Source organism: Isoptericola sp. F-RaC21, assembly GCF_038593535.1.
Taxonomy (GTDB): Bacteria; Actinomycetota; Actinomycetes; order Actinomycetales; family Cellulomonadaceae; genus Isoptericola.
The window spans coordinates 676,348-688,758 of sequence record NZ_JBCFYX010000004.1 but is presented as its reverse complement, the minus strand read 5'-3'; the positions used below and the strand labels follow the sequence as shown (position 1 = coordinate 688,758).

Genomic DNA, 12,411 nt, shown 5'->3' with positions numbered 1-12,411 from the left:
CGGCCCGCGGGACCCGGACCTCACGGAACGCATACGGGACGGGGCCGGATCCTCACGCCCGTCCGCCGTCCGGGTCGAACCGGTAGCCCATGCCCGCCTCGGTGACGAGGTAGCGGGGGACGGCGGGGTCGGGCTCGAGCTTCTTGCGCAGCTGCGCCACGTACAGCCGCAGGTATCCGGTGTCGCTGACGTGCTCGGAGCCCCAGATCTCCGTGAGCAGCGTCTGGCGGGTGACGAGCTTGCCGGGGTTGCGCACCAGCCGCTCGAGCATCTGCCACTCGGTGGGCGTGAGGCGCACGTGCTCCGCCCGGCCGTCGCGGTCGCGCGTGACGCTGTGCGCCGAGAGGTCCACAGTGACGTCGCCGAACCGCACCACGGGGTCGGAGGCCTCGGGCGCCACGCGCCGCGTGAGGGCGCGGATGCGCGCCAGGAGCTCCTCGATGGAGAACGGCTTCGTCACGTAGTCGTCCGCGCCGGCGTCGAGCGCCTCGACCTTGTCGGCGGCGCCCGTGCGCCCGGACACCACGAGGATCGGGGCGTCCGACCAGCCGCGGACGGCGTGGATGACGTCGATGCCCTCCAGCTCGGGCATGCCCAGATCGATCATGAAGACGTCGGGGCGGTGGTCGATGGCGCGCGCGATCGCCTGCGTCCCGGTGGTCGCCGTGACGATCTCGTACCCCTGCGCGGTGAGGGTGATCCGCAGGGCGCGCAGGATCTGCGGGTCGTCGTCGGCGATGAGGATCTTCATGGCGCGGTGGCCTCCGGGTCGGCGGGGTGGTGGGCGGCGCCCGCGGCGGGGAGCGCGACGACCATCGTGAGGCCGCCGCCGGGGGTGTCCTCGGGCGTCAGCGTGCCGCCCATCCCCTCCACGAACCCCTTGGACAGCGCGAGCCCGAGCCCCAGGCCCGCGGTGTTGTCCGTGTCGCCGAGGCGCTGGAAGGGCACGAACACGTCCTCGCGCCGGTCGGCGGGGATCCCCGGGCCGTGGTCGACCACCCGGATCTCGACCGTGCCGGCGAACGTGCTGGTGGCCACGCGCACCCGCCGCCCGGCCGGCGAGTGCCGCAGCGCGTTGGCCAGCAGGTTCACCAGCACGCGCTGCAGCAGCACGGCGTCCGCGACGACGCTCGGCGCGGTGAGGTCGAGGTCGAGCTCCACGTCGTCGGGGCCGGCGCCGAGCTCGTCGAGGGCGGGCAGCACGACGTCGGCCGTCTCCACGGGGCCCGTCGAGACGGCGAGGACGCCCGCCTCCAGGCGGCTCACGTCGAGGAGGTCGGTGATGAGCGTGCCGAGGGCGGCGAGGCTCTCGTCGGCGGTCGCCAGCAGCTCGTCCCGGTCGGCCTCGCTCAGCGCGCCGCGGGCGGAGCGCAGCCCGCTGACGGCGGCGGTCGCCGAGCTCAGCGGGCGGCGCAGGTCGTGGCTCAGCGCGGACAGCAGCGCGCTGCGCACGCGGTCGGACTCGGCGAGCTGGTCCACCTCGCTCGCCACCTCGGCCAGGTCGCTGCGCTCGAGCGCCGCCTGGAGCTGGACGGCGATGACGTTGAGGAGGCGGCGCTCGGAGGCCGCGAGGTCGCCTCCGGACAGCTCGAGGACGGCGCGGTCGCCGACGTCGATGGTGGTGCGCGGGCCGGCGGGGTCGTGCTCGCCGTCGGCGGCCAGCACCGCGCCGCCGGCCACGAGCCGCGCCCCGGTGAGGCCGAACGCCTCCCTCGCCCGGCTCACCAGCGCCTGCACGGCGTCCTGCCCGCGCAGCACGCTGCCCGCGACCGTCGCCAGCACCTCCGACTCGGCCGCGGCGCGGTGGGCGGCGCGCGTGGTGCGGGCGGCGCGGTCCACGACGACGCTCACCAGCACGGCCGTGACGACGTACAGCACCAGGGCGACGACGTGCAGCGGCTCGCCCACGGTGATGGTGTGGATCGGCTCGACGAAGAAGAAGTCGAGCGTGATCCCGGACAGGATCGCGGCGTACACGGCGGGCCCGGCGCCGCCGACCAGCGCCACCACGACGACCAGCAGCTGGTAGGCGAGGACGTCCGCGACGATGGACTCCGGGCTGCGGAACGCCACCAGCCCCCACGTCAGCAACGGCCCGCCCAGGACGGCGAGCAGGAAGCCGGCCACGCGGCGCTTCACCGACAGCGCGCCGCCCATCCGCGGCAGGCGGGAGCGCCCGCCGGCAGCCGCGTGGTTGACGATGTGGACGTCGATGTTGCCGGCCTCGCGCGTCACGGTCGCGCCGATGCCGGGCCCGCTGAGGGCGGCGGCGAGGCGGCCGCGGCGGGACACGCCGATGACGAGCTGCGTCGCGTTGACGCCGCGCGCGAACTCGACGAGGGCCGTGGGGATGTCGTCCCCGACCACCTGGTGGTACGTGCCGCCAAGCTCCTCGACCAGCAGCCGCTGCCGGGCGAGCGCGCCGGGGGTGGCGCCGCGCAGCCCGTCCTGGCTGGTCACGTGGACGGCGAGGAGGTCACCGCCTGCCGACCGGGCCGCGATGCGCGCCCCACGCCGCAGCAGCGTCTCGCCCTCGGGGCCGCCAGTGAGCGTCACGACGACGCGCTCGCGGGCCTCCCAGGTCGAGTCGATCCCGTGCTCGGTGCGGTAGTGCTGCAGCGCCGCGTCGACCTCGTCGGCCAGCCACAGCAGCGCGAGCTCGCGCAGCGCGGTGAGGTTGCCGAGGCGGAAGTAGTTCGACAGCGCCGCGTCCACCCGCTCGGCCGGGTAGACGACGCCGGAGGCGAGCCGGTCGCGCAGCGCCTGCGGGGCGAGGTCGACGACCTCGATCTGGTCGGCGGCGCGCAGGACGGCGTCGGGGATGGTCTCCTGCTGCGCCACCCCCGTGATCTGCTGGACGACGTCGTTGAGCGACTCGATGTGCTGGATGTTCACGGTCGAGAGGACGTCGATCCCCGCGTCGAGCAGGGCGTCGACGTCCTCCCACCGCTTCACGTGCGCCAGGCCGGGCGCGTTGGTGTGCGCGAGCTCGTCGACGAGCGCGACGTCGGGCCGGCGGGCCAGGACGGCGTCGAGGTCGAGGTCGGTGAGCTCCACGCCGCGGTGCGTCACCGTGGCGCGCGGCACGACCTCCAGGCCCTGCGCCATCGAGGCCGTCGCGGCGCGCCCGTGCGTCTCCACGAGCGCGACCACGACGTCCTTGCCGTCCTCGCGCAGCCGCTTGCCCTCCTCGAGCATGGCGTAGGTCTTGCCCACGCCCGGTGCCGCGCCGAGGAGGACGCGCAACCTGCCGCGACCCATGCTCACCTCCCGAGCTCGGCCGTGCTCTCGTCGAGGGCCACGTTGAGCTCCAGCACGTTGACCACGGGCTCCCCGAGGTATCCCAGGGCGCGACCCTCAGTGTGCCTCGCGACGAGGGCCGAGACCTCCTTTGCCGGCAGGCCGCGCGCGGACGCGACCCGCGCGACCTGCAGGTCGGCGTACTCGGGGCTGATGTGCGGGTCGAGGCCCGACGACGACGCGGTGACGGCGTCCGCGGGGACGTCGGCCTCCTCGACCCCCTCGAGCGCGGCGACGGCGGCCCGCCGCTCGGTGATCGCGGCGACGAGGTCGGGGTTCTCCGGGCCGAGGTTCGACCCTCCTGAGGCCTGCCCGTCGTAGCCGTCGCCCGCGGCCGACGGCCGGGGCTGGAAGTACTGCGGCAGGGGCGCGCCGTCGGCGTCGGTGAAGCCCTGGCCGATCAGGGCCGACCCGACGACCTGCCCCGCGCCGTCGTGCACCAGCGAGCCGTCGGCCCGCGCGGGCAGCACCAGCTGCCCGACGCCGGTGACCACCAGCGTGTAGCCCACGCCGAGCAGCAGGGTGAGGACGACCATCGCGCGGACCGCGACCCCGAGGGTCCGGCCGGTGCTGCGTGTCGTGGCGTTCATGATTCTCCTTGTTCCTGCGGTGTTCCTGCTGCTCAGTACCCGGGGATGAGGCGCACGACGAGGTCGATGAGCCAGATGCCGACGAACGGCGCGACGACGCCGCCCAGCCCGTAGACCAGGAGGTTGCGGCCGAGGGTCTTCGACGCGTCCATCGGCCGGTACCGCACGCCGCGCAGCGACAGCGGGATGAGCAGCACGATGATGATCGCGTTGAACACGATGGCCGAGACCACGGCCGACGACGGCGAGCTCAGGCCCATGATGTTGAGGGCCTGGAGACCCGGGAAGACCCCCATGAACATCGCCGGGATGATCGCGAAGTACTTGGCGACGTCGTTGGCGATCGAGAACGTCGTCAGCGCGCCGCGGGTGATGAGCAGCTGCTTGCCGATGCGGACCACGTCGATGAGCTTGGTCGGGTCGGAGTCGAGGTCGACCATGTTGCCGGCCTCCTTCGCGGCCGAGGTGCCCGAGTTCATCGCCACGCCGACGTCAGCCTGCGCGAGTGCGGGGGCGTCGTTGGTGCCGTCGCCCGTCATCGCCACGAGGCTGCCGCCCGCCTGCTCGCGCCGGATGAGCTCGAGCTTGTCCTCGGGCGTGGCCTCGGCGAGGTAGTCGTCCACGCCGGCCTCGGCGGCGATGGCCGCGGCGGTCAGCGGGTTGTCGCCGGTCACCATGACCGTGCGGATGCCCATGGAGCGCAGCTCCGCGAAGCGGTCGGCGATGCCCTCCTTGACGACGTCCTTGAGGTGCACGACGCCGAGCACGCGGCCGGCCTCGCCCGGCGCACGGACCGCGACCACCAGCGGCGTGCCGCCGGACCGTGCGATCCGCTCGACGGCGTCCTCCACCTCGGCGACGACCGGGGCCGCCGTGCGCGCGCCGTCCTGCTCCAGCCAGGCCATCACGGCCGATCCGGCGCCCTTGCGGATCTGCGTCCCGTCGGGCTCGTCGAGGCCCGACATCCGCGTCTGCGCCGTGAACGGCACGACCTCGCCGGGAGCGTCGGCGCCGACGTCGACCCCGGCCGTGCGGGCCAGCGTGACGATCGACGCGCCCTCCGGCGTCGGGTCGGCGAGCGACGACAGGGCCGCGGCCCGCACCAGGTCGCGGGCGTCGACGCCGGACAGCGGCACGAACTCGCTGGCCCGCCGGTTGCCGTAGGTGATGGTGCCGGTCTTGTCGAGCAGCAGCGTCGTGACGTCGCCGGCGGCCTCGACGGCGCGGCCGGACATCGCGAGCACGTTGCGCTGCACCAGGCGGTCCATCCCCGCGATGCCGATGGCGGACAGCAGCGCGCCGATCGTCGTCGGGATGAGGCACACGAGCAGCGCGACCAGCACCGCCACGCTCACCGGGCTCGCCGCGTACGACGCGATCGGGTCGAGGGTGAGCGCGACGACGACGAACACGATCGACAGCGACGCCAGCAGGATGCTCAGCGCGATCTCGTTCGGCGTCTTCTGCCGGCTGGCGCCCTCGACGAGCGCGATCATCCGGTCGACGAACGTCTCGCCGGGCGTCGAGGTGATGCGCACGACGATCCGGTCGGACAGCACGCGCGTGCCGCCCGTCACGGCGGACCGGTCGCCGCCGGACTCGCGGATCACGGGTGCGGACTCGCCGGTGATGGCGGACTCGTCGACCGACGCGATGCCCCGGACGATCTCGCCGTCGCCCGGCACCAGGTCGCCCGCGGTGACCACGACGACGTCGCCGAGGCCCAGGTCGGCCGACGAGACGTCCTCGACGCGGGCGCGCAGGGCGTCGGGGTCGGCGGCGGCGTCGTAGGCGGCGACGCGGTGGGCGACCGTGGCCGTGCGGGTCTGGCGGAGCGTGTCGGCCTGCGCCTTGCCCCGGCCCTCGGCCACCGACTCGGCGAGGTTCGCGAAGAGCACGGTGATCCACAGGACGAGGGCGATCACGGCGGTGAAGGAGCCCGGGACGGCGGTGCCGCCCGACTCCACGGGCCCGCCGGCGAACGGCTCGACGACGGCCAGCAGCGTGGTGAGCGCTGCGCCGACCCAGACGACGAACATCACGGGGCTGCGCCACATCCGGCGCGGGTCGAGCTTGCGGAAGGCACCCGGCAGGGCGTCCCGCACCTGGGCCCAGGTGAAGACCCCTCCCGGGGTCGGCGCCGCGGGGGTGGTGTGCGACGGGGTATCGGTCACGGTGATGGACATGGTCAGACGAGCCCTTCCGCCAGGGGACCCAGCGCGAGAACGGGGAAGTAGGTGAGCGCGGTGAGGACGAGCACGACGCCGACGAGGAGCCCGACGAACTGCGGGCGGTGCGTCGGGAGGGTGCCCGACGTGGCGGGCACCTTGTCCTGCCGGGCCAGCGACCCGGCGAGCGCGAGGACGAGCACGATGGGGACGAAGCGGCCGAGCAGCATCGCGACGCCCAGGGCGGTGTTCAGCCACGGCGTGTTCGCGGTGATGCCGGCGAACGCGGAGCCGTTGTTGTTGGCGGCCGACGTGAACGCGTACAGCACCTCGGACAGGCCGTGCACGCCCGGGTTGAGGATCGACGTCGACGTGACGCTCTCGCGCACCGCGGGGATCGCGAAGCTCAGGGCGGTGCCCGCGAGCACCAGCGTGGGCGTCACGAGGATGTACAGGCTCGCGAGCTTGATCTCGCGGGGGCCGATCTTCTTGCCGAGGTACTCCGGCGTGCGCCCCACCAGCAGCCCCGCGACGAACACGGCGATGAGGGCGAGCACGAGCATCCCGTACAGGCCGGAGCCGACGCCGCCGGGGGCGACCTCGCCGAGCATCATGTTGAGCATCGGCAGCATGCCGCCCAGCGCGGTGAACGAGTCGTGCATCGCGTTCACTGCGCCGGTCGACGTCGCCGTGCTGCTCGTGGCGAAGAGCGTGGTCCCGACGACGCCGAACCGCGCCTCCTTGCCCTCCATGGCCCCGCCGGCGAGCTGGGGCGCGGTGCCCTGCCCGGCGGACTCGAGGGCCGTGAGCGCCACGAAGGAGCCCACGAAGATGACGCCCATCGCGGCGAGGATCGCGTACCCCTGGCGGTGGTCGCCCACCATCCGCCCGAAGGTGCGGGGCAGCGAGAACGGGATGGCGAGGATGAGCAGGATCTCGACCAGGTTCGTCCACGCGGTCGGGTTCTCGAACGGGTGGGAGGAGTTGGCGTTGAAGAAGCCGCCGCCGTTGGTGCCGAGCTCCTTGATGACCTCCTGCGAGGCCACCGGCCCGCCGGGGATGCTCTGCGTGGCGCCGGCGACGGTCGTGACGTCGGTGAAGCCGTCGAAGTTCTGCACGACGCCGCCGATCATCAGCACCACGGCGCCGACCAGCGAGATCGGCAGCAGGATGCGCAGGCAGCCCCGGACCAGGTCGACCCAGAAGTTGCCGATCGTGCCCGTGCGGCGGCGCGCGAACCCGCGCACCAGCGCGACCGCCACCGCCATGCCGACGGCCGCCGAGACGAAGTTCTGCACCGCGAGCCCGGCGAGCTGCACCGTGTAGCCGAGGGTCTGCTCGGGCGAGTACGACTGCCAGTTGGTGTTCGCCACGAACGACGCCGCCGTGTTGAACGACAGGTCCGGCGACGGCGCCGGCAGCCCCAGCGAGTACGGCAGCCACTGCTGGGTGCGCTGCAGGGCGTAGACCAGCAGCAGGCCGACGACCGAGAACGTCAGGACGCCGCGCGCGTACGCCTGCCAGGTCTGGTCGGACCTCGGGTCGACGCCGAGCACGCGGTACAGGCCCCGCTCGACCCGCAGGTCGCGGGGGTGGGTGTAGACGCCTGCCATGTAGTCGCCGAACGAGCGGTACACGGTGGCCAGCACGAGGGCGACGGTCGCGAGGGACGCCGCCGCGAGGAGCCACGTCATCAGAACTTCTCCGGCTTCACGAGGGCCACGACGAGGTAGACCAGCGCGGCCACACCGAGGGCCGCGGCGAGCAGCTCGAAGGCGATCACAGCTTCTCCACCGCCTTCGCCACCCCGGCGATCAGCGCGAACAGGGCGATCACGCCCAGCACGTAGACGACGTCAAGCACCAGCACGTCCCCACTTCGAGGTCGACGGCCGGCTCCCGGATCGGGGGCCCGGCCGAGCGTCCCTGCGGGGCGCCGATGTCGATGCAACACCGCCCGGGAGGCCGAGAAGCCCGTCCTCACGGGATCCATACGGCGCCGGGGCGGACCCTGACGGAAGCCCTACGGGGAGGGCCGTCCGGCCCGTTGACGCCCGGGTGCCGCCGGGCGGTTGATGGAGGTATGAGGACGACGACGCGGGGCTCGGTCCTGGTGCTGTGGGCGGCGCTGCTGGTGCCGCTGGCGGCCTGCGCGGCGCTCGCGGCGTTCCGTGACGACGTCGCGAACACCAACGCGGCGCTGGGGCTCGTGCTGGTGGTCGTCGCGGTCGCGGCGACCGGCCGCCGGTGGGCCGGCGTCCTCGCCGCCCTGTCGTGCGGCGTCTGGTTCGACTTCTTCCTCACGCAGCCCTACCAGCGCCTGACGATCGACGACCCGGCCGACGTCGAGACGGCGGTGCTCCTGCTGCTCGTGGGTGTCGCGGTCACCGAGATCGCGCTGTGGGGGCGGCGCCAGCAGGCGCGGGCCAGCCAGCGGGCCGGATACCTCGCCGGCATCGTCACCGCGGCGCGGACCGTCGCCGACGGGGCGTCGGCGGGCGAGCTGATCGGCGTCGTCGGGCGCCGGATCGTGGACGTGCTCGAGATCGACGCCTGCCGCTTCGACCCGGCCACCGCGCCCGGCCCACGCGGGCGGCCCCGCCTGCACGGCGACGGCACCGTGACCCGGGGCGGCCGCCCGGTCGACGTGGCGCGCGACGGGCTCCCGGTGGACGACGTGACCGAGCTGCTCGTCGAGCACGGCGGCGTGGTGCACGGCCGGTACCTGCTCACCTCCTCGACGCGGGTCTGCACGCCCGACCTGGACCGGCGGCTGGTCGCGGTGACCCTCGCCGGGCAGGTGGGCGCCGCGCTGAGCGGCGCGCGACCGGCGGCATGATCGGAGGCCCGGCGGGCGGGCCGTCGGGGATATCCGCTGGGGCGCGGGCCGCGACCGTGCCAGGGTGCCCGCATGGACGTCACCGGGGACGAGACCCGCGCCGCCTGGGCGGTCGCGTCGCGCAAGTACACCGACGAGCACGACGAGCTCCTGGAGGCGGCCCGCACGGCCGCGTTGTTCCCCGCTGAGGTGGCGGCGCTGGGCGAGGTCGTCCGGGGTGCCGACGTCGTCCACCCGCTGAGCGGCCACGGCCTCGACGACGTCGCCCTCGCGCGGATGGGGGCGCGGTCGGTGCACGGCCTGGACTACAGCGAGCCCGCCCTGGCGAGCGCGCAGCGCCGGGCCGACGAGCTCGGCGTCCCGTGCCGGTACACGCGGGCCGTGCTGCCTGACAGCGGGCTCGACGACGCGTGCGCCGACCTCGTGTACACCGGCAAGGGCGCGCTGATCTGGATCGCTGACCTGCCCGCGTTCCTCGCCGAGGTGCGCCGGCTGCTGCGCCCGGGCGGACGGTTCTACGTCTACGAGGCGCACCCGCTGGTGCCGTTGTGGGCGTGGGACGCCGACGAGCTCCGCGTGCGCCCCGACCGCGGGTACTTCCAGCGGTCGCACGTCAACGACACGTTCCCCGGCCACGGCGCCGTCGAGCGGCAGCGCACCCTCGCCGAGACCGTCATGGACTGCCTGCGCGCGGGGTTCACGATCGAGCACCTCGAGGAGCACCCCGAGCCGTTCTGGCGCCCCGACGGCGTCGACGCCGCCGCCTGGGACGGGCGGGTGCCGAACGCGTTCAGCCTGCTCGCGCGCCTGGCCTGAGCGCGGCGCTCAACGCAGGTCGTAGGCGGGGATCCTGTCGTCGGTCGCGAACGCGTCGGTCATCCACAGCATGGAGCGGTACATCCACCTCGTGCTGAACGTCCGGTCCCGCATCCGGATCCGGGCGGCCGACGGCGGCGCCAGGAACGGCCCGGCGTTGCCCGACCGCGCGACCTTCGTCGGCGTGCGCATCCGGCGGTCGTAGGCCGCGAACGCGGCCTCGTGGTCGCCGTGCGCCGCGACCAGCTCGCCGGCGAGGACGTAGGCGGCGACGAGCGACAGGCCGGTCCCGAAGCCGCCGAGCGTGTTGGCGTGCCCGGCGTCGCCGACGAGCGCGAACCGGCCGCGCGTGAAGGACGTCATGCGGGTGCGGGCCAGGGCGTCCAGGTAGAAGTCGCCGGCCCGGCGCGCGGCGTCCAGCGCGGCGGGCACGCGCCACCCGGCTCCGGCGAAGGCGGCCTCGAGGAACGCGCGCTGCGACGCGACGTCGTGCCGGTCGTAGCCCGGGTGCGGACCCTGGGAAGCAGGCGCGCGGAAGACGAACAGGCTGGGCGCCTTCTGCCCGCCGAGGAGCGCGAGCCGACCGGGCTCGTTGTACCCGTACGCGACGGCACGGCCGTCGGGTCGCCGTGTCTCGAGGTCGTCGAGCGGGGCGGCGGCCCCGGCGACGGCGTAGTAGTGCCCGAGGTGCTGCACGAGCTGCTCCTCCGGCCCGAACGCCAGGCGTCGCACGGCGGAGTGCACGCCGTCGGCCCCGACCACGAGATCGAACCGCTCGGTCGGGCGGTGCGCGAACGCGACGTGGACGCCGTCCGTCGTCGCGGTCGTGCCGACGATCTCGTCGCCGAAGACGTACTCGGCGTCGCGGGCGGAGTGCTCGTGCAGGATCGCGGCGAGGTCGCCGCGCAGGATCTCGAGGTCGCCCCCGATGAACTCGCCGGGGATCACGGCGCGCACCCGGTCCCGCTCGTCGACCATGCGCCAGTCGGTCCGGGGGGTCTGGCGTGCGCGCACGTCGTCGAGGATCCCCATGCGGTCCAGGACGTCGCGGTGCGTGCGGCCCTTGAAGTCGACGGCCTGGCCGCCGGGCCGCAGGGCCGGCGCCTTCTCGACGACCGTGACGTCGAACCCGTTGCGGCCGAGCCAGCGGGCGAGAGCGGGGCCGGCGATGCTCGCGCCGGAGACGAGGACTGTCGTCGCGGTCATGATCTCTCCTCGATTTATTGCGTCTGAGGGACACAGTAAGTTACCGCGTACGATGGACGCAATAACCTTCCGAGATCGAGGGCAGGCCGATGAGCGCACAGGCGAGGGGCACCGCACCGGGGCCGGACGCACCGAGCAGCGGCCCGGACGGCGTCGTCGCGCTGCTGTGGCGCGGCCCGGCACCGGCGCGCCGCGGCCCGAAGCCGCGGTTCAGCGTCGACGCCGTCGTGGCCGCCGCGACCGAGATCGCCGACGAGCACGGGCTCGACGCGGTGACGATGCAGAGCGTGGCCGCACGCCTCGGCACCACCAAGATGGCGCTCTACCGCTACGTGCCCGGGCGGGTCGAGCTCGACGCCCTCCTGCTCGACACGGCGCTCGGGGCCGCGCCGCCCGTGACGGCGGGGGCGGACTGGCGGGCCGCGCTGACCGGCTGGGCGGGGAGCGTCCACGCGCGGGCCCTCGAACGCCCGTGGGCGGTGGAGCTCGCGCAGCGGCCGCACGTCCCGGGCCCGGTCGAGCTCGCCTGGTACGAGGCCGGCCTCGCGGCGCTCACGGACCTCCCGCTCAGCGGCGCGGAGAAGCTCGACACGCTCGCCCTGCTCGTCGGGCACGTGATGGCGAACGTCCGCCAGCAGTCCCGCGGGGCGTCGCCGGAGTCGGACCTCGCCGCCGGGCTCGCGCCGGTCCTCGCCGAGCACTCCCACGACTACCCGCGCACCGTGGCGGCCTTCGCCGACGCGGAGCCGGGGGGCCGCGACGACGCCCTGCGGTTCGGCATCGAGCGGGTGGTCGCGGGCGTCGCGGCGCTCGCCGCCGCGCGCCGCTGACCGGCCGGTACCCGGGACGACGACGCGCCCGCCCCCGGGTGGGGGAGCGGGCGCGCGTGCTGGTCAGGCTGGAGGCGGCTCGGCTCAGGAGGCCGCCGGCTCCGCGTGGTCGGTCGGGGTGTGGACGATGTCGTAGTAGACGTCCGTGTTCCCCTCCTCGGGGAAGACCCGGTACGTGAACTCCTCGTCGGTCAGCGTGACGATGTCGGAGTCGCGCTCGAACAGCACCTCGCCGGCGTCGTCCTTCGCGACGATGTGGCGGGTGGTGCCCTCCTCGTCGACCGTCCAGTCGCCCTGCATCTTCGGGGCGTCGTCGAGGGTGTACATCGTGAACGTGCCGTCGGCCTTGAAGTACGCCCAGCCGACGAAGTCGCGGACGTTCTCGTCGTCGAGCGGGACGTCCGCGCCCGACGCGTCGGTCGCGCCGGTGGTCTCCCACGCCGTCGACGCGAGCACGTCGGACGGCGTCTGCGCCTCGTCGGCCGCCGCGGCCTCCTGCGACGTGGTGGTGCCGGTGCCGGCAGCGGCGTCGGCCTCGCCCGTGCCGCAGGCCGTGAGCGCCCCCAGCGCGATGAGCGCCGAGACGGCGATCGTGGCGGGCTTCGTCGAGGTCATGAGCTTCATGTGGCTGTCCTTCTGTCGTGCCCGGGACGGCGATGGGGG

The 12,411-nt window shown here is 74.2% G+C and carries 11 protein-coding genes; 3 read left to right on the top strand and 8 right to left on the bottom strand.

Annotated elements, in window-relative coordinates:
- Nucleotides 1-52: 52 nt before the first annotated feature.
- Genes AAG589_RS18005 through AAG589_RS17980 form a run of 6 tightly spaced genes read right to left on the bottom strand, consistent with a single transcriptional unit; the run spans nt 53 to nt 7,841 of the window.
- Complete coding sequence (locus AAG589_RS18005; protein WP_430568650.1) at nt 53-751, bottom strand: response regulator; 699 nt, start codon at nt 749-751, stop codon at nt 53-55.
- The gene (locus AAG589_RS18000) at nt 748-3,261 is read right to left on the bottom strand and encodes a sensor histidine kinase (protein ID WP_430568649.1); all 2,514 of its coding nucleotides are present in this window, start codon (nt 3,259-3,261) and stop codon (nt 748-750) included. The genes AAG589_RS18005 and AAG589_RS18000 overlap by 4 nt, the downstream gene beginning before the upstream one ends.
- A 2-nt stretch (nt 3,262-3,263) precedes the next feature.
- The gene (kdpC, locus tag AAG589_RS17995; RefSeq protein WP_430568648.1) at nt 3,264-3,890 is read right to left on the bottom strand and encodes a K(+)-transporting ATPase subunit C; all 627 of its coding nucleotides are present in this window, start codon (nt 3,888-3,890) and stop codon (nt 3,264-3,266) included.
- 32 nt (nt 3,891-3,922) lie between these two features.
- The gene (gene kdpB / locus AAG589_RS17990; protein ID WP_430568647.1) at nt 3,923-6,076 is read right to left on the bottom strand and encodes a potassium-transporting ATPase subunit KdpB; all 2,154 of its coding nucleotides are present in this window, start codon (nt 6,074-6,076) and stop codon (nt 3,923-3,925) included.
- Between the two features lie 2 nt (nt 6,077-6,078).
- On the bottom strand, nt 6,079-7,752 hold the full coding sequence (gene kdpA / locus AAG589_RS17985; protein ID WP_430568646.1) for a potassium-transporting ATPase subunit KdpA: 1,674 nt from the start codon (nt 7,750-7,752) through the stop codon (nt 6,079-6,081).
- The gene (locus tag AAG589_RS17980; RefSeq protein WP_430568645.1) at nt 7,752-7,841 is read right to left on the bottom strand and encodes a potassium-transporting ATPase subunit F; all 90 of its coding nucleotides are present in this window, start codon (nt 7,839-7,841) and stop codon (nt 7,752-7,754) included. The genes kdpA and AAG589_RS17980 overlap by 1 nt, the downstream gene beginning before the upstream one ends.
- A 299-nt stretch (nt 7,842-8,140) precedes the next feature.
- On the opposite strand from AAG589_RS17980, the gene AAG589_RS17975 reads away from it, so the two are divergent.
- Entirely contained in the window at nt 8,141-8,896 is a 756-nt protein-coding gene (locus AAG589_RS17975) for a DUF4118 domain-containing protein (RefSeq protein ID WP_430568644.1), read from the top strand.
- Between the two features lie 72 nt (nt 8,897-8,968).
- Nucleotides 8,969-9,712: a class I SAM-dependent methyltransferase gene (locus AAG589_RS17970; protein ID WP_430568643.1), complete on the top strand. Its 744-nt coding sequence runs from the start codon at nt 8,969-8,971 to the stop codon at nt 9,710-9,712.
- 9 nt (nt 9,713-9,721) lie between these two features.
- Here AAG589_RS17970 and AAG589_RS17965 read toward each other — a convergent pair whose 3' ends face one another.
- Nucleotides 9,722-10,918, bottom strand: coding sequence for an FAD-dependent monooxygenase (locus AAG589_RS17965; protein ID WP_430568642.1), 1,197 nt, complete (start codon nt 10,916-10,918; stop codon nt 9,722-9,724).
- Nucleotides 10,919-11,007: 89 nt separating this feature from the next.
- On the opposite strand from AAG589_RS17965, the gene AAG589_RS17960 reads away from it, so the two are divergent.
- Nucleotides 11,008-11,748, top strand: a complete 741-nt coding sequence (locus AAG589_RS17960) for a TetR/AcrR family transcriptional regulator (RefSeq protein WP_430568641.1) — start codon at nt 11,008-11,010, stop codon at nt 11,746-11,748.
- 84 nt (nt 11,749-11,832) lie between these two features.
- Here AAG589_RS17960 and AAG589_RS17955 read toward each other — a convergent pair whose 3' ends face one another.
- Complete coding sequence (locus AAG589_RS17955; protein ID WP_430568640.1) at nt 11,833-12,372, bottom strand: DUF4822 domain-containing protein; 540 nt, start codon at nt 12,370-12,372, stop codon at nt 11,833-11,835.
- Between the last annotated feature and the right edge of the window lie 39 nt (nt 12,373-12,411).

Coding starts and splice junctions, on each gene's coding strand:
- AAG589_RS18005 (WP_430568650.1), bottom strand. CDS start 751: ATGAAGATCCTCATCGCCGACGACGACCCGCAGATCCTGCGCGCCCTG.
- AAG589_RS18000 (WP_430568649.1), bottom strand. CDS start 3,261: ATGGGTCGCGGCAGGTTGCGCGTCCTCCTCGGCGCGGCACCGGGCGTG.
- kdpC (WP_430568648.1), bottom strand. CDS start 3,890: ATGAACGCCACGACACGCAGCACCGGCCGGACCCTCGGGGTCGCGGTC.
- kdpB (WP_430568647.1), bottom strand. CDS start 6,076: ATGTCCATCACCGTGACCGATACCCCGTCGCACACCACCCCCGCGGCG.
- kdpA (WP_430568646.1), bottom strand. CDS start 7,752: ATGACGTGGCTCCTCGCGGCGGCGTCCCTCGCGACCGTCGCCCTCGTG.
- AAG589_RS17975 (WP_430568644.1), top strand. CDS start 8,141: ATGAGGACGACGACGCGGGGCTCGGTCCTGGTGCTGTGGGCGGCGCTG.
- AAG589_RS17970 (WP_430568643.1), top strand. CDS start 8,969: ATGGACGTCACCGGGGACGAGACCCGCGCCGCCTGGGCGGTCGCGTCG.
- AAG589_RS17965 (WP_430568642.1), bottom strand. CDS start 10,918: ATGACCGCGACGACAGTCCTCGTCTCCGGCGCGAGCATCGCCGGCCCC.
- AAG589_RS17960 (WP_430568641.1), top strand. CDS start 11,008: ATGAGCGCACAGGCGAGGGGCACCGCACCGGGGCCGGACGCACCGAGC.
- AAG589_RS17955 (WP_430568640.1), bottom strand. CDS start 12,372: ATGAAGCTCATGACCTCGACGAAGCCCGCCACGATCGCCGTCTCGGCG.